Annotated in this window: 20 protein-coding genes; 16 read left to right on the forward strand and 4 right to left on the reverse strand. The window is 67.8% G+C overall.

Annotated elements, in window-relative coordinates; all coding sequences use genetic code 11:
* Window positions 1-17 precede the first annotated feature (17 nt).
* From argH to H5395_RS04005, 5 genes are all read left to right on the forward strand, one after another.
* Entirely contained in the window at window positions 18-1,427 is a 1,410-nt protein-coding gene (argH, locus tag H5395_RS03985) for an argininosuccinate lyase (protein ID WP_182791228.1), read from the forward strand.
* Window positions 1,421-1,564: a hypothetical protein gene (locus tag H5395_RS03990; protein WP_182791229.1), complete on the forward strand. Its 144-nt coding sequence runs from the start codon at window positions 1,421-1,423 to the stop codon at window positions 1,562-1,564. Before argH ends, H5395_RS03990 begins: the two co-directional genes overlap by 7 nt.
* 119 nt (window positions 1,565-1,683) lie before the next feature.
* Entirely contained in the window at window positions 1,684-1,872 is a 189-nt protein-coding gene (locus H5395_RS03995; RefSeq protein ID WP_182791230.1) for a hypothetical protein, read from the forward strand.
* A gap of 129 nt (window positions 1,873-2,001) precedes the next feature.
* Complete coding sequence (lysA, locus tag H5395_RS04000) at window positions 2,002-3,267, forward strand: diaminopimelate decarboxylase (RefSeq protein ID WP_182791328.1); 1,266 nt, start codon at window positions 2,002-2,004, stop codon at window positions 3,265-3,267.
* The gene (locus tag H5395_RS04005) at window positions 3,264-5,825 is read left to right on the forward strand and encodes a DUF4175 domain-containing protein (RefSeq protein ID WP_370576367.1); all 2,562 of its coding nucleotides are present in this window, start codon (window positions 3,264-3,266) and stop codon (window positions 5,823-5,825) included. Before lysA ends, H5395_RS04005 begins: the two co-directional genes overlap by 4 nt.
* A gap of 470 nt (window positions 5,826-6,295) precedes the next feature.
* Here H5395_RS04005 and H5395_RS04010 read toward each other — a convergent pair whose 3' ends face one another.
* The gene (locus H5395_RS04010) at window positions 6,296-7,282 is read right to left on the reverse strand and encodes a zinc-ribbon domain-containing protein (RefSeq protein WP_182791231.1); all 987 of its coding nucleotides are present in this window, start codon (window positions 7,280-7,282) and stop codon (window positions 6,296-6,298) included.
* 106 nt (window positions 7,283-7,388) lie between these two features.
* Here H5395_RS04010 and H5395_RS04015 point away from each other — a divergent pair, with 106 nt between their 5' ends.
* From H5395_RS04015 to H5395_RS04040, 6 genes are all read left to right on the forward strand, one after another.
* Entirely contained in the window at window positions 7,389-8,063 is a 675-nt protein-coding gene (locus H5395_RS04015) for an ATP-binding cassette domain-containing protein (RefSeq protein WP_182791232.1), read from the forward strand.
* A 71-nt stretch (window positions 8,064-8,134) separates the two neighbouring features.
* Window positions 8,135-9,037: an ABC transporter permease gene (locus H5395_RS04020; protein WP_182791330.1), complete on the forward strand. Its 903-nt coding sequence runs from the start codon at window positions 8,135-8,137 to the stop codon at window positions 9,035-9,037.
* Between the two features lie 155 nt (window positions 9,038-9,192).
* Complete coding sequence (locus tag H5395_RS04025) at window positions 9,193-10,005, forward strand: 1-acyl-sn-glycerol-3-phosphate acyltransferase (RefSeq protein WP_234450888.1); 813 nt, start codon at window positions 9,193-9,195, stop codon at window positions 10,003-10,005.
* Window positions 10,006-10,035: 30 nt separating this feature from the next.
* The gene (locus tag H5395_RS04030; protein ID WP_182791233.1) at window positions 10,036-10,974 is read left to right on the forward strand and encodes an ABC transporter ATP-binding protein; all 939 of its coding nucleotides are present in this window, start codon (window positions 10,036-10,038) and stop codon (window positions 10,972-10,974) included.
* Window positions 10,971-11,732 carry an ABC transporter permease gene (locus H5395_RS04035; protein ID WP_182791234.1) on the forward strand — a complete coding sequence of 254 codons (762 nt, stop codon included), beginning with the start codon at window positions 10,971-10,973 and terminating at the stop codon, window positions 11,730-11,732. The genes H5395_RS04030 and H5395_RS04035 overlap by 4 nt, the downstream gene beginning before the upstream one ends.
* 69 nt (window positions 11,733-11,801) lie before the next feature.
* Window positions 11,802-12,911 carry a Hint domain-containing protein gene (locus H5395_RS04040; protein WP_255440507.1) on the forward strand — a complete coding sequence of 370 codons (1,110 nt, stop codon included), beginning with the start codon at window positions 11,802-11,804 and terminating at the stop codon, window positions 12,909-12,911.
* 3 nt (window positions 12,912-12,914) lie between these two features.
* On the opposite strand, the gene H5395_RS04045 is transcribed toward H5395_RS04040, so the two are convergent.
* Complete coding sequence (locus tag H5395_RS04045; RefSeq protein ID WP_182791235.1) at window positions 12,915-13,415, reverse strand: hypothetical protein; 501 nt, start codon at window positions 13,413-13,415, stop codon at window positions 12,915-12,917.
* A gap of 251 nt (window positions 13,416-13,666) precedes the next feature.
* Between H5395_RS04045 and rimO the strand changes: the two genes are divergently transcribed.
* The 5 genes from rimO (at window position 13,667) to H5395_RS04070 (ending at window position 19,814) form a co-directional block, all read left to right on the forward strand.
* Entirely contained in the window at window positions 13,667-15,067 is a 1,401-nt protein-coding gene (gene rimO, locus H5395_RS04050; protein WP_182791236.1) for a 30S ribosomal protein S12 methylthiotransferase RimO, read from the forward strand.
* A gap of 157 nt (window positions 15,068-15,224) precedes the next feature.
* Entirely contained in the window at window positions 15,225-16,094 is an 870-nt protein-coding gene (locus H5395_RS04055) for a sulfotransferase (RefSeq protein WP_370576369.1), read from the forward strand.
* Between the two features lie 63 nt (window positions 16,095-16,157).
* A complete protein-coding gene (locus H5395_RS04060) occupies window positions 16,158-17,354 on the forward strand; it encodes a homoserine O-acetyltransferase (RefSeq protein ID WP_182791237.1) in 1,197 nt (398 codons plus the stop codon).
* 85 nt (window positions 17,355-17,439) lie between these two features.
* Window positions 17,440-19,095 (forward strand): energy-dependent translational throttle protein EttA, encoded by a 1,656-nt coding sequence (gene ettA / locus H5395_RS04065; RefSeq protein WP_182791238.1) that lies wholly within the window; start codon window positions 17,440-17,442, stop codon window positions 19,093-19,095.
* A 47-nt stretch (window positions 19,096-19,142) separates the two neighbouring features.
* Window positions 19,143-19,814 (forward strand): toll/interleukin-1 receptor domain-containing protein, encoded by a 672-nt coding sequence (locus tag H5395_RS04070; protein ID WP_182791239.1) that lies wholly within the window; start codon window positions 19,143-19,145, stop codon window positions 19,812-19,814.
* A 414-nt stretch (window positions 19,815-20,228) separates the two neighbouring features.
* Here H5395_RS04070 and H5395_RS04075 read toward each other — a convergent pair whose 3' ends face one another.
* Window positions 20,229-20,420, reverse strand: coding sequence for a hypothetical protein (locus tag H5395_RS04075; RefSeq protein ID WP_182791240.1), 192 nt, complete (start codon window positions 20,418-20,420; stop codon window positions 20,229-20,231).
* Between the two features lie 64 nt (window positions 20,421-20,484).
* The gene (locus H5395_RS04080; protein ID WP_182791241.1) at window positions 20,485-20,796 is read right to left on the reverse strand and encodes an HNH endonuclease; all 312 of its coding nucleotides are present in this window, start codon (window positions 20,794-20,796) and stop codon (window positions 20,485-20,487) included.
* Between the last annotated feature and the right edge of the window lie 50 nt (window positions 20,797-20,846).

Here is a 20,846-nt window from a genome sequence, read left to right on the forward strand (position 1 = left end):
CACCTCCAGGACCGACCATGACCGACACGCCCGAGACACCCACGGCCAACACCATGTGGGGCGGGCGCTTTGCCGCAGGTCCCGACGCGATCATGGAGGCGATCAACGCCTCGATCGGTTTCGACCGGCGGCTCTACGCCCAGGATATCCGGGGCAGCCGGGCCCATGCGGCGATGCTTGCCGCACAAGGCATCATCAGCCCTAGCGATGCCGACGCCATCCGGGAAGGGCTGCTCACCGTCTTGTCAGAGATCGAGGGCGGGCAGTTCCGGTTCCAGACGGCACTGGAAGACATCCACATGAACGTCGAGGCCCGGCTGAAGGAACTGATCGGCGAACCCGCGGGTCGCCTGCACACGGCGCGGTCGCGCAACGACCAGGTGGCGACGGACTTCCGCCTGTGGGTGCGCGACCAATGCGACGCGGCGGTGGAGGGCCTGCGGGCGCTCATCCGGGTGCTGGTGGACCAGGCGGAGGCCGGGGCGGATTGGGTGATGCCGGGCTTCACCCATCTGCAGGTGGCGCAGCCGGTGACATGGGGGCATCACATGATGGCCTATGTGGAAATGCTGGGCCGCGACATCGGGCGCTTTGCCGACGCCCGCGCCCGGATGAACGAATCGCCGCTGGGGTCCGCCGCGCTGGCGGGCACGGGGTTCCCCATCGACCGGCACGCGACGGCCGAGGCGCTGGGCTTCGACCGGCCCACGGCGAACAGCCTCGACGCCGTCAGCGACCGCGACTTCGCGCTGGAGTTCCTGAGCGCCGCCGCGATCTGCGCCACCCACCTGTCACGACTGTCGGAAGAACTGGTGATCTGGTCCAGCGCGCAGTTCCGCTTCGTTTCCATGTCCGACCGCTGGTCCACCGGCTCCAGCATCATGCCGCAGAAGCGCAACCCCGATGCCGCCGAACTGATCCGCGCCAAGATCGGCCGCATCCTGGGGGCGGCAGTGGCGCTGTTCACGGTGATGAAGGGCCTGCCGCTCGCCTATTCCAAGGACATGCAGGAGGACAAGGAGCAGGTCTTCGACGCCGCCGACACGCTGATGCTGGCGCTGGCCGCGATGACCGGGATGATGTCCGACCTGACCGTGAACCGGGACCGGCTGGAGACGGCGGCCTCAAGCGGATTTTCCACCGCGACTGACCTTGCCGACTGGCTGGTGCGGGAAGCCGGCTTGCCCTTCCGCGACGCCCACCACGCGACCGGCGCTCTGGTCGCGACGGCCGAGGCGCGGGGCGTCGATCTGCCCGAACTGACGCTGGAGGAGATGCAGTCCGTCAACCCGGCGATCACATCTGCCGTGTTCGGTGTTTTGGGCGTTCACAACTCGGTTGCCTCGCGGCAATCCTACGGGGGAACCGCGCCCGATCAGGTGCGCGCCCAGGTTGCGCGCTGGCGCAAGGTGATGGAGGAATGGTGAAAGGACTCGCATTCGCCGCCGCGCTGGTCCTGTCGGGCTGCGGCGTGGACGGCCCGCCCGAGGCGCCGCGCGCCGGTCCCGCCCCGGGCGTGAGCATTTCGGGCGATGCCACCATGGGCGTCATCTTTACGCCCTGACCATCCGGCCGGGCAGGGGGTCGCCCTTGCCCGGCCTGCCATCCGCGACACGCCGGAACGGCGGCGCGGCTTTCCCCAAGCGGGCGCAAGACCCGCGCAACGAGCAGACGAGGCAAGACATGATCGCACGACTGACGATGATCGCCCTGGCGATGGCGGCCCTTTCGGCTTGCGCCGGCTCGGGCGGGTCCGGCGGGGACGACGGCGAGGTGATGATCCAGCAGGGCACCTACACCTACAACCCGAACCAGCGCCATGCTCCGGTGTCGCTGTCGGGCGCCGACCTGATCGGGCTGGAACCGACCTGACCGCAGCCCATGGCCGCGCACGATTGCGTGCGGCTGAACCGGCCGGCGGCCCGCACCATCGCGCGGCCTTTGCAAAGGCGTCCATGCTGGCGCAATATCGTGACCTCGGGGATCACGACATGGAACGGCATGGACCACTTCAACACCAAGGACGGCGCGCTGCACGCCGAGGACGTGTCGCTGGCCGAGATCGCGCGCGCAGTCGGCACCCCGGTCTATGTCTATTCCACCGCCACCCTGACGCGGCATTTCAACCTGTTCCGGCAGGCGCTGGACTGGACCGAGCATCTGGTCTGCTTCGCGGTCAAGGCGAACTCGAATATCGCGGTGCTGAAGCTGCTGAGCGACCTCGGGGCCGGGATGGATGTCGTGTCGGGCGGTGAATACGCCCGCGCCCGCGCCGCCGGCGTGCCGGGCGAGCGGATCGTCTTTTCCGGCGTCGGCAAGACGCGCGAGGAGATGGCGCAGGCCATCCGCGGCGGCATCCGCCAGTTCAACGTGGAAAGCGAGCCGGAGCTTGAGGCTCTGTCAGAGGTCGCGCAATCGCTGGGCGCGACGGTGCCGATCGCGGTGCGGGTGAACCCGGACGTGGATGCGAAGACCCACGCCAAGATCGCCACCGGCAAGTCGGAAAACAAGTTCGGCATCCCCATTTCGCGGGCGCGCGAGGTTTATGCGCTGGCGGCCTCGCTGCCGGGGCTGCAGGTCGTCGGCATCGACATGCATATCGGCAGCCAGTTGACCGACCTCGACCCCTACCGGCAGGCCTATGCCAAGATGGCGGAACTCTGCCACGCGCTGCGGGCGGACGGGCACCAGATCACGCGGCTGGACCTCGGCGGGGGCTTGGGCATCCCCTATCGCCGCGACAATGCCGCGCCGCCCTTGCCGCTGGAATACGGGCAGGTGGTGCGGGAAACCGTGGGCGACCTTGGCTGCGAGATCGAGATCGAGCCGGGCCGCAACATCGCCGGCAACGCGGGGGTGCTGCTCTCCTCGGTGATCTGGCTGAAGCGGGGCGAGGGGCGGGACTTCCTGATCGTGGACGCCGCCATGAACGACCTGATCCGGCCCGCGATGTATGACGCGCATCACGACATCGTGCCGGTGCGGGAATACGCGCCCGGCACCGACCTTGCGCCCGTGGACGTGGTCGGCCCGGTCTGCGAGACGGGCGACACCTTCGCCCGCGGCGTGGAACTGCCGCCGCTGGACGAAGGGGATCTGGTCGCCTTCCGCTCGGCCGGGGCCTACGGCGCGGTGATGGCCTCGGAATACAATTCGCGGCCGCTGGTGCCCGAGGTGCTGGTCTCGGGCGACCGCTTCGCCATCATCCGCCCCCGTCCCACGATCGAGGAGATGCTGGCCCGCGACCGCATCCCGGACTGGCTGTGAAGGGCCGCCCCCTCCATATCGACGCGCTGCCCCCCGCCGCCCGGCGGGCCGTGGCGCTGACATGGGCGGGGATGTGGTGGGAACGGCTGGCCCGCGCTTTCTGGGTGCCGGTGACGCTGGCGATGCTGGCCGTGGCCGCGCTGGCGCTGGGGCTGGTGGCGGCGCTGCCGCCTGCCGCGCTGGGCTGGGTATCGGTCCTGTGGGCGCTGGCCTTCCTTGCCGCGCTGCTGGCCGGGTGGATGCGCTTCCGCCGGCCCGTGCGGGCCGAGGCGCTGGCGCGGGTGGACATGCGGATCGCGGGGCGGCCGCTGTCAGTGCTGGGCGACCGCATGGCGCTGGGCGGGCCGGGGGCCGAGGCGCTGTGGCGCGCCCATCTGGACGCCGCCCGCAAGGCCGCCGCCCAAGCCCGCCGTGCCACGCCCGACGCGGGGCTGCCAAGGCGCGATCCCTTCGCGCTGCGGCTGGTCGGGCTGACCGCGCTGGCGATGGCGCTGCTGTTCGGGGGCGCGGGTCCGGTCGGGCAGGGCCTCGGCGCGCTGGCGGCAAGCTGGGCGCCCAGCCCCCGCGGGCCTGACGAGCCGGTGGCGACCGGCCCTGCATGGGAAGGCTGGGCGGAACCTCCGCGCCACACCCGCCGCCCGACGATCTACCTCAACGCGCTCAAGGGCGACGCGCTGACGGTGCCCGAGGGGACGGTGCTGAGCTTCCGCCTTTACGGGCAGGGGCTTGGCGTCGAGCAGGACGTGGGCGCTGCCGTCGAAAGCCCGCCCGACGCGCCGCGCTTCACCGCGCAGGAGAACGGCATCGTCAGCGTGGCCGGGCGCAGTTTCACGCTCACCGTGGACCCCGACGACGCGCCATCTGTCCAGCTTGCGGCGCTGGCGGAACGGCGGGCCGATGGCCGGATGGCGCAGGGCTTTGCGGCCGGGGACGACCACGGCATCGCCTCGGGGCTGGCGACGATGGACCTGGACCTGCCCGCCGTGGACCGCCGCTTCGGCTTGGTTCCCGACCCCGAGCCGCGCGAGGCGCTGGTGCTGGATTTGCCGCTGCCCGCTGCAGGCCAGCGCCGGCAGGTCGAGGGCACGATCACCGCCGACCTCGCCCGCCACCCCTGGGCGAACCTGCCGGTGCTGGTCCGGCTGCAGGTTCAGGACGGCATCGGCCAGTCCGCCGAGACCGCCCCCACCGCGATGATCCTGCCGGGGCGGCGCTTCTTCGATCCGCTCGCCGCCGGGCTGGTGGAAATGCGCCGCGACCTGCTGTGGTCGCGCGAGAACGCCGCCCGGTCCGCCCGGCTGCTGCGGGCGATGGTCTGGCGGCCCGGCCGCAACATCCCCCCGGAAGCCGCAGCCGCCATCGTTGCCGCCGTGCAGACGCTGGAGGCAGGCCCGCTGTCCCCCGAAGCCCGCGACAAGCTCGCCGATGCGCTGTGGGACGCGGCGATGCAGATCGAGGACGGCGGCCTTGGCGATGCGCTGGACCGGATGCGGCAAGCGCAGGAACGGCTGTCCGAGGCGATCCGCAACGGCGCCAGCCCCGACGAGATCCAGAAGCTGATGGACGAGCTGAAGGCCGCGACCGATGACTACACCCGGATGCTGGCCGAGCGGGGCGAGGACCCGGCCGCGCGCTTCGACCGCTCGGAACAACAGGGGCAGGCGGTCACAGGCGACCAGATCCAGCAGATGATGGACGAGATCCAGCGCCTGATGAACGAGGGCCGCATGGCCGAGGCGCAGGAGTTGCTGGAGCAGTTCAACCGCATGATGGAGAACATGCAGGTCCGTGAAGGCCAGGGGGGCGGAGAGGGCAGCCCCGGCGGCCGCTCGATGGAGCAGTTGGGCGACACGCTGCGCGAACAGCAACGGCTGGCCGACGAGGCCATGCGCGAGGCGCAGCGCGATCCCTTCGGCCAGAACCCCTTCGGCCAGCAGCCGGGCGAAGGCGAGCAGCAGGGCCAAGGCCAACAAGGCCAGCAGGGCGCCGGCCAGGGCGGCGAAGGCCAGGACGGGCAGGGCTCGCTTGCCGACCGCCAGCGCGGGCTGCGCGAGGAGCTCGGGCGCCAGCAGGGGCTTCTGCCCGGCCAGGGCACGCCCGAGGGCGATGCCGCCCGCCAGCGGCTGGACGAAGCGGGCCGGGCCATGGAAAACGCCGAGCGCGCCCTGCGCGGGGGCGACCCGGCCGGCGCGATGGAAGGGCAGGCCGATGCCATCGAGGCAATGCGCGAAGGCATGCGGGCGCTGAGCGATCTTGCCCGTTCGCAACAGGGCGAGCAGGGGCAGGCGCAGGACGGCGAAGGCAACCAGCCCGGCCAGCAGGGCCAGTCGCGGGCGGATGGCGGCGAGGGCTTCAGCGACCGTGCGACACTTGACCCGCTGGGCCGCCAGACCCGCGGCCAAGGCAGCAACGTGACCACCGGCGAGCCTCTGGCCGAGGGCGAGCGGCAGGCCAACCGCGCCCGGGAACTGCAGGACGAGATCCGCCGCCGCAGCGGCGACGCCGACCGGCCGCGGGTGGAGCGTGACTATCTGGGGCGGCTGCTGGACAGGTTCTGACCGGACGATCGAGGGGGCGGAGCGATACTTGAGCCACTGGTCGCAAGGCGGCCCCCGGCATCCGCCATAACGGGACGAGGCCACAGGTGTCCGGGTCCGAACACAAGTCTGGATCGTGCTGTGACCGGGTGCCACAGGAGTATCAGGGCGACCCTTGGGCCGCAGCCGGAAGATTGCTCCAGCACCTGCCGTCGCCGGAATGATGTCACCAGGCGTCCGGGTCCGGAGCACATGAGTGGCTCATGTTCTGACCGAACGCCCGGCGCAGCGAGGGGTGGGGGCGAGGGATTGGTGGCCAGCCGGAAGGCTGCTGGCGCATCGGCCGTTGGTGCGACAACGCAGGGGTCGAGGTCTTCCCGTGCCGTCAGGCCGCCTCTCCCGCCAGGCCGGACGCCCTGCGTTGAAGTCCGGTCCAGCCGTCCCGTCTTTCTCCGCTTGGATGTATCCTGAAGTCCCTGTTTGCAGAAGTTCTATTCGCCCCGCAGAAGATCCCGCAGGCTGCCTGTGGCGGCTCCGCCTTGCTCGGCCAGCCAGTCGCGGCCACGATCGACCTCGCTCCGCCAGCCATCAAGGGCCGCTCCGGGTGCCCCCTGATCCGCCATCCGCGGCGCAAGCGCGTAGAGTGCCAGCACCAGCAGCGCGATGATCGCGGCGGTGCTGAAGCCTGCCGCATAACCCCGACGGCGCGGAACGCCCCCTTTCCGCGCCGCTGGGACCGGCTGTGCCGCGCCGGAGGAAGGGGCGACCCGGTCCCGACCTTCGCGCAGGCTTTCGACCGTGCTATCCGGGCGAAGCCGACGTGGCGCCTCGCCTCGGGGCGCGCGCAGGTCTTCCGCATCGGGACCCTTGCCCGGTCCGACCCCGCTGTAATCGGCGGCAGCGCCTTCCGGTGCGCCTTCCGACCGGCCGCGGCTGGCAAGGGGCGCGCTTGCGGAAGACGCCCCGAGGTCGGAAACCGGATGAACGGCAGTCGTCCCCTTGCCCGCGTCGGCGCCAGGCTCAACCTCCTGCGCATGGGCGTCGGGCACATCGCCCGCCGGATGGGGCTTTTCTTCCGGCATAACGCCCACGGACGCGGCAATGACGGTGCCGCGCGGTTCCTGCCGGCCCGTCCCCTGCGCATCGGTGCTGCCGTCCAGGGAAGACGGCGCAGGGTCCGGCCCCGGCCCGCCAAGTTCTGCCGCGATCGCCGCGGCGCGTTCGGCCGCGCGCTGGGTCCGGCGCTCGGAGGCGCGGACCTCAAGCTCGCGCGCGGCTTCCTCGCGCAGGATGCCGATCACCGATTCGCTCAGGCGGCGGCTGAGTTGCGGCCGCGCCCCGGCGTCGAAATCCTCGGCATCGGGCATCGCCCGCCAGACGTGATCGCAGGCGGAACATTCCACGTCGCGCCCGGCCAGGGGGACCGCGCCCGCGTCGATTTCATATTGCGCGTTGCAGCGCGGGCAGATCAGCCGCATCGCTTGGCCCCCGTTTCGCCTGCGCCGCTGGTTTTCATCGGCGCGCGGACGTTCTATCAACGCCGCGTTCGGCCGCCAAGCGCGCCGCGGGCCAAGGAGGGCGGACGTGATCGAGATGCGGGATGTTGGCTTCGCCTACCCTCGGGGAGAGGCGCTGTTTCAGGGCATCACGCTCAGCCTGCCGCGCGGCTCGTTCCATTTCCTGATCGGCCCCTCCGGTTCCGGCAAGACCACCTTCCTGCGGCTCTGCATCGCCGACCTGCTGCCGACCTCGGGGACGCTGTCGCTGTTCGGCGAGGATGCGGCGGCGCTGGGCCGCGACGCCATTGCCAGCCTGCGCCGCCGGATCGGGTTGGTCCACCAGGATACGCAGTTCCTCGACCATCTGCCGGTGGCGGAAAATATCGCCTTGCCGATGACCATCGCGGGCGAGCCGGTGGACATGGCGGCGATCCGTGACCTCTTGGCCTGGGTGCAGATGACGCAGGCCGCCCGCGCCCTGCCGCCATCGCTGTCGGGGGGCGAGCGGCAGCGCGCGGCGCTGGCCCGCGCGGTGATCCTCTCGCCGGACGTGATCCTTGCGGACGAGCCAACGGGCAACCTCGACTGGGACATGTCGCTGAGGCTGCTGCAATTGCTGATCGAGTTGAACAAGTCGGGCAAGACCGTGCTGATTGCCACCCATGATCTGAACCTCGTGCGCGCCGCCAGGCAGCAGGTGTCGGCCCGCGTGCTGCGGATCGGCGGCTGCCGCATCCAGGCGGCGGGGGCCGAGCTGTGAGCGGGCCGAACCGTTCCGACTGGCGGGCAAGGTTCCGCCGCGCGCGCCCGGTTCGCGCCGACCTGCAGGCGCTGGATTTCGGCACGCTCTGGCGGTCGCTGGCCGGGCGCGAGGCGGGGCTGGGGGACCGGATCGTGCCGCCTTCGGGCGTGACCGCGAAGCTGACGGCCTTCGGCGCGGGGGTGATGGCTTTCCTTGCGGTATTCGCGCTGGCGCTGTCGCTGGCTACGGGGCGGCTGGCCGACCGCTGGGCCGAGGGGCTGGCGCAGACGGTGACGATCCGCGTCTCGGCCCCGACGGACGAGATCGAGGCGCAGACGGCCACGGTCCGGCAGGTGCTGGAAACGACGCCCGGCATCGCCGAAAGCCACCTGCTGGACGCCGCCGAGGTCGAGGCGCTGCTGGAACCCTGGTTCGGTCCAGATGTCCCCGTCGATGCGCTGCCGGTGCCCCGGCTGGTGCAGGTCACGACCGCACGCGGCTTTGACGCCGAGGGGCTGCGGCTGCGGCTTGAGGCCGAGGCGCCGGGCGCGGTGCTGGACGACCACACCCGCTGGCGCCAGCCGCTGGTCTCGGCGGCCTCGCGGCTGCGGGTGCTTGGCTGGCTGTCGCTGGTCCTGATCGGGGCGGCGGGTGCGGCCATCGTCACGTTGGCGGCGCAGGCGACGCTGGCCGCGAACGGGCAGGTGATCCGGGTCATGCGGCTGATCGGCGCCCGCGACCTGACCATCGCCCAGGCCTTCGTCCGCCGCCTGACCCGCCGCGCCGCGCTGGGGGCGGCGGGGGGGACAGCGCTGGGGATGCTCGCCATCTTCGCGCTGCCCGACATGCAGGCGGCGGGGGGCTTCCTGACTGGCCTCGGCTTTTCCGGCTGGGGCTGGCTCTGGCCGCTGCTGATCCCGCCGGTGGGTGCGCTGGTGGGCTTCGTCGCGACCCGCGCCGCCGCGCTGCGGATGCTGCGCGAGGTCCGCTGATGCCGCCGCGCCGTATCGAGCAACCCGGCTGGGCGCTGCTGCCCGCGCCTGCCGGCAGCACTTTCGGCGAAAGTCGTTCGGTTGAAAATATCCGGGACTCCCGAGCGCCGGGAGAACGGTCCGGTGGACCGTTCTTGGCGAGCGAGGCCCCGGAAGTGGCGAACAGGGCAGAGCGCCGGCCCGGCGCCGATCCGCGCTACGAACCCCGCCCCCTGCCGCTCCTCTGGCCGCTCAGAATGGTCGTGTTCTACGTCTGGATCGCCCTTGTCACCATCTTCATGGGCCTGTGGTGGTGGCCGAAGATCCGGCGCAACCCGCAGAACGCTCATGTCCTGCCCATCGCCTGGACCGGGCGCCTGCTGGCCGCGGCCCGCGCGATCCTCGGCGTCTCGGTCGAACTGCGGGGCACCCCCCCCGTGCATGACTGCATCATCGCGGCCAAGCACCAGAGCTTCCTCGACATCCTCGCCATCGCCCATGCGGTCCCGCAATGCGCCTTCATCATGAAGCGCGAGGTGCTGCGGGTGCCGATCATGGGCCATTACGCGCGGCTGGCAGGCTGCATCCCCATCGACCGCACCCGCGGCTCCGAGGCGATGCGCCAGATCATCGCCGGGATTCAGGCCTCACGCGCCTCGGCGGACGGGTTGGGCCAGCTCATCATCTACCCCGAGGGCACCCGCACACGGCCGGGCGAGCGGCGCAGCTACAAGCACGGCGTCGGCACTATCCACCAGGCGACCGGGCTGCCGGTCCACCCGGTGGCTGTCAACTGCGGTATGTTCTGGCCTAGGGACGGGCTGCGGATCAGGCCCGGACGTGCGGTGATCGAGTTCCTCGATCCCGTGACCGTCACCCTGCCCGCCGCAGAACTGGTGGCCCGGGTGGAGGAAAAGGTCGAGGCCGCCTCGGATCGGCTGATGGCGGATGCCGGGCTTGCGCTGGACAAGCAGGGCGGGGCTGCATAGCTCTCGATCCAGCCGCTGGAAGGAACGCCCATGCCCCCGATCATCGAGATCGACCACCTGTCAAAGCAATATGCGGGCGGGACGAAGGCGCTGGACGACGTCAGCCTGACCATCGAGCAGGGCGAGATCCTCGCGCTGCTGGGGCCGAACGGGGCCGGGAAGACCACGCTCATCTCGATCATCTGCGGGCTGGTGGTCCCGACCGGCGGCACCGTCCGCGTGGATGGCCATGATATCCGCACGGACTGGCGCGCGGCGCGGCGGCTGATCGGCCTTGTCCCGCAGGAAATCGCGCTGGAACCCTTCGAGACCGTCGCCAACGCGGTCCGCTTCACCCGCGGCCTCTACGGCGAGGCGCCGGACGAGGGTTATATCGAGCAGGTGCTGCGCAGCCTCGCCCTGTGGGACAAGCGCGACGCGCCCACGCGGGCGCTGTCTGGCGGCATGAAGCGGCGGGTGCTGATCGCCAAGGCGCTGTCGCACCGGCCCAAGGTGCTGTTCCTCGACGAACCGACCGCCGGCGTGGACGTGCATCTGCGCCGCGAGATGTGGGCCGTCGTCAGCGAGTTGCGGGCCTCGGGCGTGACGATCATCCTGACCACCCATTACCTCGAGGAAGCCGAGGAGATGGCCGACCGCATCGGCGTCATCGACAAGGGCCGCCTGCTTCTGGTCCGCCCCAAGGCCGAATTGATGGGAGAGTTCGGGCGCAAGCACTTGACGGTGGAGCTGGACCCCCCGTTGTCCGCGCTGCCCGAGGGCTGGGCCGAGGACGATATCACCCTGTCGGACGACGGCCGCAGCCTTGGCTACGCCTATGACGCGCGGGCCGAGCGCACCGGCATCGGCCGCCTGCTGGCCGACCTGAACGCGCGCGGCATCGGCATCCGCGACGTCGCCACTAAGCAATCCTCGCTGGAGGAGGTGTTCATGTCGCTTCTGGAATCCAGCGCAGGAGAGCGGCGATGAACTGGGGGTCCGTCCGCGCGATCTACCGCCACGAGATGTCGCGCTTCTTCCGCACCATCTGGCAGTCGCTGGCCTCGCCGGTGCTGTCCACGGTGCTGTATTTCGTGGTCTTCGGTGCGGCCATCGGCGGGCGCATCCAGTCGGTCGAGGGCGTGCCCTACGGCGCCTTCATCGTGCCGGGGCTGATGATGCTGACGGTTCTGCAGCAGTCGGTGTCGAACGCCAGCTTCGGCATCTTCTTCCCCAAGTTCTCGGGAACGGTCTATGAATACCTCGTCGCGCCAACGGGCTGGGTCGAGGTCACGCTGGGCTTCGTCGGCGCCGCCGCCTCCAAGGCGATCCTGATCGCGCTGGTGATCCTGTTGACCAGCTTCTGGTTCGTCGGCGTCCATATCGTCCATCCCTTCTGGATGGTCGCCTTCCTTGTCCTGACCTCGACGGCCTTCGCGCTGCTGGGCTTCATCCTCGGCCTCTGGGCCAGGAACTTCGAGCAGTTGCAGATCGTGCCGATGATGATCATCACGCCGCTGGTCTTCCTTGGCGGCGCCTTCTACTCGGCATCCATGCTGCCGCCCTTCTGGGAACAGGTGGCCAAGCTGAACCCGGTCCTTTACCTCGTCTCGGGCTTCCGCTGGTCGTTCTTCGACCTGGCCGACGTGCCGGTGGGGGTCTCGCTGGTGGCGGTCGCGCTGATGATCGTCGTGCTGCTGGCCGCGATCCGCTGGATCTTCCTGACCGGCTGGCGCCTGCGCGAGTGATCTTTCCGCCGCGCTTAACCAAGCCTTAACCCTTGGCCATTAATCCTTTGTGAAAACAAGGGGGCAGCCATGGCGAAGCTTTATGACGCGAGCATCCTTACGGGGCCGGAAACGCTGGACGCGGCCGCCATCTTCCCGGAAGGGCGGACGGGCGAGGGCTATGCCTACAAGCCGACGCACCACATCTCGGCCAGCCTTGATCCGCTGGAGGTGGTTCAGGCGGCGCCGGGTTTCCTTTCGGTGGATGACATCATCATCCTGAATGATGTCCGCTACAGCATCTCTCTTATCCGCCGAGGCTTGATGTACACCGACTTCAGCGGGCCGGAGGGTGTCACCGGCGGCAATGTTGACGCGCTGATCCTGTCTCTGACGGGGACTTCAGATGCACCGAAGGCCCAGCTCTGGCTGCCCATTGACGGTGCCGCCGTCGATTGGAACGGAGTGCCGGGCAAGGCCATCCAGTTCGTTTACATCGGATCGACCGAGGCCGTCCGGCAGGTTCCCTGGGGTGAGATCGACGGCGACGACGATTTCAGCGTTGACGTCACCTGCTTCGCCACCGGCACGCTGATCGAGACGGCCGAGGGGCCGCGCCCGGTCCACCGGCTGCGGGTGGGCGACCTGATCCGCACCCGCGACCATGGCCTGCAGCCCCTGCGCTGGCTGGGCGGCAGGCGGCTTTCGGCAGCAAGCCTCGTGGCAAACCCCGGGTTGAACCCGATCCGCATCGCCGCCGGTGCCTTGGGGCCGGGGATGCCGCTGCGCGACCTCATCGTTTCCCCGCAGCACCGGATCTTGGTCCGCTCGACCATCGCGGAACGCATGACCGGCTCGACCGAGGTGCTGATCGCCGCTGTCCACCTTGTCGGCCATCCGGGGATCGACTGCGTTCCGGCGCAGGACGGCATCGGCTACTGGCACCTGATGTTCGACCGCCACGAGATCGTCTTTGCCGAAGGGGCCGAGGCCGAATCGCTTTACCTGGGGCCGATGGCCGTGGCCTCTATGACCGATGCCGCGCTGCGGGAACTGCGGGCGCTGTTCCCCGACCTGGTCGCCCCGCGCCACGACGATCCGCCGCCCATGGCAAGGCCGGTGATGCGCGGCAAGCCCGTGGCAAGGCTGATCGAGCGGCAGGTCCGCAACTTCAAGCCGCTGGTCTCGGCGCCGGCCTGAGCCTTACCGGCAAAGCCGGGTCTGGGGGTCGAGCCGGACATATTCGCGGGCGCTGATGCTCTGGATCTTCAGCGAATGGCGCCATTCGCTGTCCCAGCGTTCAAGGATGCCATTGCGGTAGTGCATCGCCATCAACTGGTCCACGATGGGCGGGATGATCTGCGTCCCCGGCAGGCGCGGCGCGTGGAAGCCGACCGAGGCATCCGGCGCAAGGCAGGCATTCGGCAGCGTGATCAGCATCGTGCAGGCCGAGTTGCAGAGGCCGGTGATGCGGACCGGGCGGCCCGAGGCCTCCAGCTCGTTTCGCCGGGCGATCATCTGCAGGACATTGCCGCCCCGGTTGTTGTGGATGACGACGGGTTCCGTCGTGGCGGCGACCTGCAGCGGCTGGGACGCGGTCGCGACGGTGGCGACGGTGGCGGCGGGCGGTTGCGCGGCGCAGGCAGGCAGGGCGAACAGCGCGAGGACAGCGGCACGGCGGAAATGGCGAGGGATGATCTGCATGGCAGCATCATGCCCAGCGGCGGCGGAAATGAAAATCCACGGGATGTTGCTGGGGCCAGGCTCGTGGATCACGACCGCGCCAGCGGCGGGCGGGCCGCGTAGCCCCGCATCCTGCCCGCCGTCCGGCGCTGCCGCGACCTTGTGCCTCGCACATAGACGCCCCGCAGGCTGCGCGCCCCGCAGGCACCATCCGCGACAACGCCGCGTCGTGGCGCTTTGCGTTCGGCCTGTCCGTCGCTATATGGCGGCGCATGAGCCTGAACCCTCCCAGCCTTCGCCCAGACCTCGCCCCCGCCCTTCGCCTCGACGATGCGCCCGCCCGCGCGGCTGCGGGGCGCGCGGGGCAGCCCACCATCGGCATGGTCAGCCTCGGCTGCCCCAAGGCGCTGGTGGACAGCGAACGCATCCTGACCCGGCTGCGGGCCGAGGGTTATGCGATCAGCCCCGCCTATCAGGGCGCGGATGCCGTGATCGTGAACACCTGCGGCTTTCTGGACAGCGCCAAGGCGGAAAGCCTTGAGGCCATTGGCGAGGCGCTGTCGGAAAACGGCCGGGTTATCGTGACCGGCTGCCTCGGGGCGGAACCGGAATACATCACCGGCGTCCACCCCCGCGTGCTGGCGGTGACGGGACCGCATCAATACGAGCAGGTGCTGGACGCAGTCCATCTGGCCGTGGCGCCCGCGCCGGACCCGTTCATCGACCTGCTGCCGGCGTCCGAGGTGCGGCTGACGCCCCGCCACTATGCCTATCTGAAGATTTCCGAGGGCTGCAATCACGCCTGCAAGTTCTGCATCATTCCCGACATGCGCGGTAAACTGGTCAGCCGCCCGGCCCATGCCGTGATGCGCGAGGCGGAAAAGCTGGTCGCCAGCGGCGTGCGCGAGCTGCTGGTGATCTCGCAGGACACCTCGGCTTACGGTGTGGACCTGCGTCACGCCGAGGAGCGAGGCCACCGCGCCCATATCACCGACCTTGCCCGTGATCTGGGTTCTCTGGGCGCATGGGTGCGGCTGCATTACGTTTATCCCTATCCCCATGTCCGCAACCTGATCCCGCTGATGGCCGAGACGGCGGCCAGGGGCGCGGGGGTGCTGCCCTATCTGGACATCCCCTTCCAGCACGCACACCCGGACGTGCTGCGCCGCATGGCCCGGCCTGCCGCGTCCGCCAAGACGCTGGACGAGATCGCTGCCTGGCGCGCCGCCGCTCCGGGGATCACGCTGCGGTCCACCTTCATCGTCGGCTATCCGGGAGAGACCGAGGCCGAGTTCCAGCATCTGCTCGACTGGCTGGACGAGGCGCAACTGGATCGCGTCGGCTGCTTCCAGTATGAGAACGTGCGTGGCGCGCGGGCCAACGACCTGCCCGACCATGTGGCCCCCGAGGTCAAGCAGGACCGCTGGGACCGCTTCATGCAGAAGGCGCAGGCGATTTCCGCAGCGAAGCTGGCCGCCAGGGTCGGCACGCGCCAGCAGGTCATCGTGGACAGCGTGGACGAGGGCGGAGCCACCTGCCGCACCATGGCCGACGCGCCGGAAATCGACGGCAACCTGTTCATCGACGAGGGCTTCGAGGCGCTTTCACCCGGCGACACCCTGACGGTCACGGTGGACGAGGCCTCGGATTACGACCTCTGGGGCCGGCCATAGGGACGGACCCTCGGGCTATCGGTTTGACCGGCTGCGGGATATGGGCGAAAGACGGGTGAAACCGTCTGCGCCGGGGGTTTTGTCGCGGTGGCCGGATCGGGCGCGACCGCGCCGAAGGCCGGGGCCGGGCGGACCCTGAACGTGGTGAAGCTGCGCCGTGACTGTTCTGCCGAAATGGGACCCCGAGGGCGCCCCGAAAAAGCCGCAGATCGTCGGTATCGGGGCGCAGAAGGCCGGCACCACCTGGCTGGGGCAGATGATCGCCCAGCATCCGCAGGTCTGGCTGCCGCCCTTCAAGGAAGCGCAGTTCTTCAACCACCGCTTCGTGCCGGAACACCGGCAATGGCTGCCCTGGCATTTCAGGCGCGCCCGCCAGAACCAGGAAAAGCGCTATGCCGGCAAGGGGCAGGAGATGCCGCCCGAACTCGACGCCTGGCTCAAGCGGATCACCACGGGCGAGATGTTCACCAACCGCTGGTACAAGCAGGTCTTCGCCCCCGCGCCCGAGGGCACGATCCCCTGCGACATCACCCCCGAATATTCGACGCTGCCCGAGGAGGGGGTCGATTTCGTCGCCGATTTCCTGCCGAAGGGCCGCTTCATCTACATCATCCGCCACCCGGTCGATCGCGCGATCAGCCAGTTGAAGATGAACCTCACGCGCAAGAAGAAGCACCCCAAGGGCGTCGAGGCATGGCTGGCCGAGATCGACGACCCGGTGCTGTATGACCGCGGCGATTACGCGACCTATGTGCCGCGCTGGACCTCGCGGCTGCCGCAGGACCGGCTGCTGATCCTGCCCTTCGGCCAGATCGCCAGGGACCCCGAGGGCTTCATGCGGCGGATCGAGGGCTTCTGCGGCCTTGACCCCTTCGGCTATCGCGATCTCGGGGCCAAGGTCTTCGCCGCCAACGGCGAGCTTTCGTTCCCGGCCGAGGCCCGCGCGAAGATCCGCGAACGGCTTGAGCCGCAGTTCGCCTTTATCGAGAAAACCTTCGGCAAGGAGTTCTCGGCCCTGATCCGCTGAAGCGGTGGACAGGTTTTCGGGCTTCGGCTCTACTCGCCGCAAGGACGAGGGAGAGGAGACCCCATGACACGACACTGCCTGGCCGCCCTGATGGGCGGGCTGCTGCTGGCCGCGCCCGCTTTCGCGCTGGACGAGATCGTAGAGAAGAAAAGCTTCACGCTGACGGATTTTCGGACGCTCGGCGGCGAGACGATCCCCGAGATGACGCTGGGCTATGAAACCTATGGCACGCTGAACGAAGCGAAGGACAACGCGATCCTGATCACGCATTTCTTTTCCGGCAACTCTCACGCCGCCGGGAAATACGCGGAAGATGACGCGGCGCCCGGCTATTGGGACGCGATCATCGGGCCCGGAAAGCCCATCGACACGGACAGGTATTTCGTCGTCTCTGCCGATACGCCGGTGAACCTAGCCGCGAAAAGCCCCACCGTCATCACCACCGGCCCCGCGACCGTGAACCCGGCCACGGGCGAGCCATGGGGCATGGACTTCCCGATCCTGACCATCGGCGATTTCGTGGAAACCCAGCACGGGCTGATGCAGCAGTTGGGGATCGAGCGGTGGCATGCCGTCATGGGTCCATCCATGGGCGGGTTGCAGGCCTATGACTGGGCGGCGCGGCATCCCGACAAGCTGACGCGGGTGATCCCCGTGATCGCCTCGGGCTGGGCCGATGCGGACCTGATCGCATGGCTGGACATCTGGGGTGCGCCGGTGCGGTTGGATCCCAACTGGCACGGCGGCGACTATTACGAGGGCACGCCGCCCGACGCGGGGCTGGCGCAGGCGCTGAAGATCGTGACGCTGCACGCGAACTCGGCCGAATGGACCAACGGCACCTTCGGCCGCGACTGGGCCGAGGAAGGGGCCGATCCCGCCGCCGCGATGGAAAACGAGTTCGCCGTGGTCAAGACGCTGAACGACGGCGGCGCGGCACGGGCGGCGACGTCTGACGCGAACCACCTGCTTTATCTGATCCGTGCGAACCAGCTTTTCGTCGCCGGCGGGGCAGAGGGCGAAAGCGTCTATGACGGCCTCAAGGCCATCGACGTGCCGGTGATGCTGATCCACACCGACGAGGATCTCGTCTTCCCCGGCAATGCGGTGCGCGAGACCGCCGCGATCATCAAGTCCGACGGCACCCCCGTCGAGGTGGTCGAACTGGAAGGCACCCGCGGCCACCTGGACGGCGTGGTGAACATCGCCCAGGCGGGCGAGCAGATCCGCGCCTTCCTCGACCGCGACCTGACCCAGTGATCCCAAGGCGGCGCCCGCGTGGCGCCGCTTACATTCGCCCCGCCGGTGGCCTAGATAGCCCGCAACAAGCGAACAGGAGCGGCTCATGGCCTCGTATCAGTATGTTTATCACATGGACGGCCTGTCCAAGACCTATCCCGGCGGAAAGAAGACCTTTGAAAACATCCGCCTGAACTTCCTACCCGGCGTCAAGATCGGCGTCGTCGGCGTCAACGGCGCGGGGAAATCGACCCTGCTGCGGATCATGGCCGGCATCGACAAGGACTTCTCCGGCGAGGCCTGGGCCGCCAAGGGCGCGACCGTGGGCTACCTGCCGCAAGAGCCGCAGCTTGATCCCGCCCTGAACGTGCGCGGGAACGTGATGGAGGGCGTCAAGGCCAAGCAGGCCAAGCTCGACCGCTATAACGAGCTTGCGATGAACTACTCGGACGAAACCGCCGAGGAGATGGCGAAGCTGCAGGACGAGATCGACGCCGAGAACCTGTGGGATCTGGATTCTCAGGTGGATGTCGCGATGGAGGCCCTGCGCTGCCCGCCCGACGACGCCGACGTGGACACGCTGTCAGGCGGCGAACGCCGCCGCGTGGCGCTGTGCAAGCTGCTGCTTGAAGCGCCCGACATGCTGCTGCTGGATGAACCGACCAACCATCTGGACGCCGAAACCATTGCCTGGCTGCAGAAGCACCTGATCGAATATCCCGGCACGATCCTGATCGTGACGCACGACCGCTATTTCCTGGACGATATCACCAGTTGGATTCTGGAACTGGACCGCGGCCGGGGGATTCCCTACGAGGGCAATTATTCTGCCTGGCTGGAACAGAAAGCCAAGCGGCTGGCGCAGGAAGCCCGCGAGGACAAGGCCAAGCAGAAATCGCTGGAACGCGAGCTGGAATGGATTCGCGCAGGCGCCAAGGCCCGGCAGGCCAAGCAGAAGGCGCGGATCAACGCCTATAACGAAATGGCGTCCAAATCCGAGCGCGAGAAGGTGGGCAATGCCCAGATCATCGTCCCGAACGGCCCCCGCCTAGGCAGCAAGGTGATCGAGGTCGCCGGGCTGACCAAGGCCTTCGGTGACAAGCTGCTGATCGAGGGTCTGGATTTCAGCTTGCCACCCGGGGGGATCGTCGGCGTGATTGGCCCCAACGGCGCGGGGAAATCCACCCTGTTCCGGATGCTGACCGGTCAGGAAAAGCCCGATGGGGGCGAGATCATCTTCGGCGACACCGTTGCGCTGTCCTATGTGGACCAATCGCGCGACGCGCTGGACCCCAACAAGACTGTGTGGGAGGAGATCTCGGGCGGCGCCGAGCAGATCGACCTGGGCGACGCGCAGATGAACTCGCGCGCCTATGCCAGCGCGTTCAACTTCAAGGGCGGCGACCAACAGAAGAAGGTGGGCCTGCTTTCGGGCGGCGAACGCAACCGCGTCCACATGGCGAAGCTGCTGAAATCCGGCGGCAACGTCCTGCTGCTGGACGAGCCGACGAACGATCTTGACGTGGAAACCCTGCAGGCGCTGGAAGCGGCGCTCGAGGATTTCGCCGGCTGCGCCGTCATCATCTCGCACGACCGCTTCTTCCTCGACCGCCTCTGCACGCATATCCTTGCGTTTGAAGGCGACGCGCATGTCGAGTGGTTCGAGGGGAACTTCGAGGCTTATGAAGAGGACAAGGTGCGGCGGCTGGGGCCGGATTCAATCGAGCCGAAGCGGGTGAAGTACAAGAAGTTTACGCGGTAGCCGCGCAGGAGTATTCCTGGTACTCAGATAAATAGCGGGGTTCGAAAATGAAGATTTTCGTAAGCTATGCGGGAGATGGCAAGGAAGTCGGCCGGCGCATTGTGGCGCAATGCAATGGCAGTAATATTGATGCCAATGCGTATGATCTCAGGATCATGAGTCATGGACGTCCTGACCTAGATGGGTTCATAGAAAATGAACTTCAAAAATTCGAGATGGTCATTGTCGTTTGGTCGAAGGAGTACGCCGAAGACCCTTGGCTGCAAAGAGAGCTTTTTTCCATCCTCGCAATCGAGCGAGAACGCCGTCGTTCATTTGTGATTCCTGTCTGCGTAGACAAGCATCCGCTCCACGCGCTCCTTACAGGGAAAGCGGAAGTCATAATCGAAGACGAGATTGTCGATGGGATCAATGAAGTCGTACGCCGAATCCCGTTAGAAGATCAGATATTCGTGGTTATGGCTCTTGGTGATCCGGAGTTGAACTCCATATTCAAGACAGTAATAGTCCCGACAGGCGCCAAGTTCGACTTTGCTGTCAAGCGAGTAGATGAGAAAGAAGATAGCGAATCCATCTCACAGGAAATATTCCGTCTGATAAGAAATTCATCAATAATTCTATGCGATATAACAAATGATCGACCGAATGTTTACTTTGAGACGGGGTATGCGTTGGGCCTTAATAGGCAGATAATCCTTACTTGCCGTGAGGGCACCTGACCTCACTTTGATGTGCAGGATTTGCATGCAATACGATGGACTACAGGAGTTGACTTGCAAGAGAAGCTTGAACGCCGTTTGCAAGCCATTAGAAATCGAAGGCTTCTAGCTTCCTAGAAGTCTTGTACATTTTTTTGGTTAGAGGCAAGCTAAGAGTTACGTGCTGCCGCTGCCGCAATGCCGAGTGCATAGATTTAGGCGCACTACTTTTTACTGCTCCTTCTGCTCCTTCTGCTCCTTACACCGGCCACTTCTCTAATCAGTCGAAAAGCCGCCGCAACCCCTACTAGCCCCGCGACGCCTTAGCTGGCGCGCAGATTCGCGTTGGTTGCATCTAACAAGCATAAGGTGCGCGCTTTGCACGCGCGATCTTAGATGCAAACGCTTCGTCGGATCACCGGCGTGGCGCTCACATCACGACATGACCTGCCGTGCCTTCGACCCGCACCCGGTCCGCCCGGATGGCCTGGCAGGAGTCGCCCCCTGATCCGGGGTCGTGACCACCGGCTGGGGCGTGGGCGTCGTGGTTGCGGCGGATTGGGCCAGGACCGGCGAGGCGGCGAGGACGCAGGCCGAGGCGAGGCTGAAGATCGTCAGGCGGGGCATGGCGGTTCCTTTCCGGCAGGAGAGAGGGTCGATCATGCACCCGAATCACTCGATCTCCAAACGTTCACCGCACCTTCCCCTTCCACCCCGGCGGGCGCTTCGCCACCCAGTCGAAGAACCGCCGCAGTTCCGTATGGGCGCGCAGGGCCTCCACCGTCGCGTAGTTGCGGGCCAGTTCCGTCTCGCTCAGGGTGCGATGGGTCGTGGAATGGCAGACCTGGTGCAGCAGCACCGTCTCGCCGCCCTTGCCGCCGCGCAGCTTCGGGATCAGGTGATGGCGGCTCTGTGGCACGCCGGGCGGGATCGGGCGCAGGCAGAGGGGGCAGGCGGGCACCGCCTCGGGTTCTCGGATCGACGGGGCGGATCTGCGCGGCATCTGTCCTCCGGGGCAGCCCCCCGGGACTGGAGGCTTCGTGATTTCCCTGT

This window comes from Paracoccus sp. MC1854 (assembly GCF_014164635.1).
In the GTDB taxonomy this organism is placed as follows: domain Bacteria; phylum Pseudomonadota; class Alphaproteobacteria; order Rhodobacterales; family Rhodobacteraceae; genus Paracoccus.

Bases quoted from the DNA above. Each gene is read 5' to 3' on its own strand.
- H5395_RS03995 (WP_182791230.1), top strand. From the start codon at position 1,684: ATGATCGCACGACTGACGATGATCGCCCTGGCGATGGCGGCCCTTTCG.
- ettA (WP_182791238.1), top strand. From the start codon at position 17,440: ATGGCCTCGTATCAGTATGTTTATCACATGGACGGCCTGTCCAAGACC.
- H5395_RS04035 (WP_182791234.1), top strand. From the start codon at position 10,971: ATGAACTGGGGGTCCGTCCGCGCGATCTACCGCCACGAGATGTCGCGC.
- H5395_RS04040 (WP_255440507.1), top strand. From the start codon at position 11,802: ATGGCGAAGCTTTATGACGCGAGCATCCTTACGGGGCCGGAAACGCTG.
- H5395_RS04030 (WP_182791233.1), top strand. From the start codon at position 10,036: ATGCCCCCGATCATCGAGATCGACCACCTGTCAAAGCAATATGCGGGC.
- H5395_RS04075 (WP_182791240.1), bottom strand. From the start codon at position 20,420: ATGCCCCGCCTGACGATCTTCAGCCTCGCCTCGGCCTGCGTCCTCGCC.
- H5395_RS04045 (WP_182791235.1), bottom strand. From the start codon at position 13,415: ATGCAGATCATCCCTCGCCATTTCCGCCGTGCCGCTGTCCTCGCGCTG.
- H5395_RS04060 (WP_182791237.1), top strand. From the start codon at position 16,158: ATGACACGACACTGCCTGGCCGCCCTGATGGGCGGGCTGCTGCTGGCC.
- H5395_RS04070 (WP_182791239.1), top strand. From the start codon at position 19,143: ATGAAGATTTTCGTAAGCTATGCGGGAGATGGCAAGGAAGTCGGCCGG.
- rimO (WP_182791236.1), top strand. From the start codon at position 13,667: ATGAGCCTGAACCCTCCCAGCCTTCGCCCAGACCTCGCCCCCGCCCTT.
- H5395_RS04080 (WP_182791241.1), bottom strand. From the start codon at position 20,796: ATGCCGCGCAGATCCGCCCCGTCGATCCGAGAACCCGAGGCGGTGCCC.
- H5395_RS03990 (WP_182791229.1), top strand. From the start codon at position 1,421: ATGGTGAAAGGACTCGCATTCGCCGCCGCGCTGGTCCTGTCGGGCTGC.
- H5395_RS04010 (WP_182791231.1), bottom strand. From the start codon at position 7,282: ATGCGGCTGATCTGCCCGCGCTGCAACGCGCAATATGAAATCGACGCG.
- argH (WP_182791228.1), top strand. From the start codon at position 18: ATGACCGACACGCCCGAGACACCCACGGCCAACACCATGTGGGGCGGG.
- lysA (WP_182791328.1), top strand. From the start codon at position 2,002: ATGGACCACTTCAACACCAAGGACGGCGCGCTGCACGCCGAGGACGTG.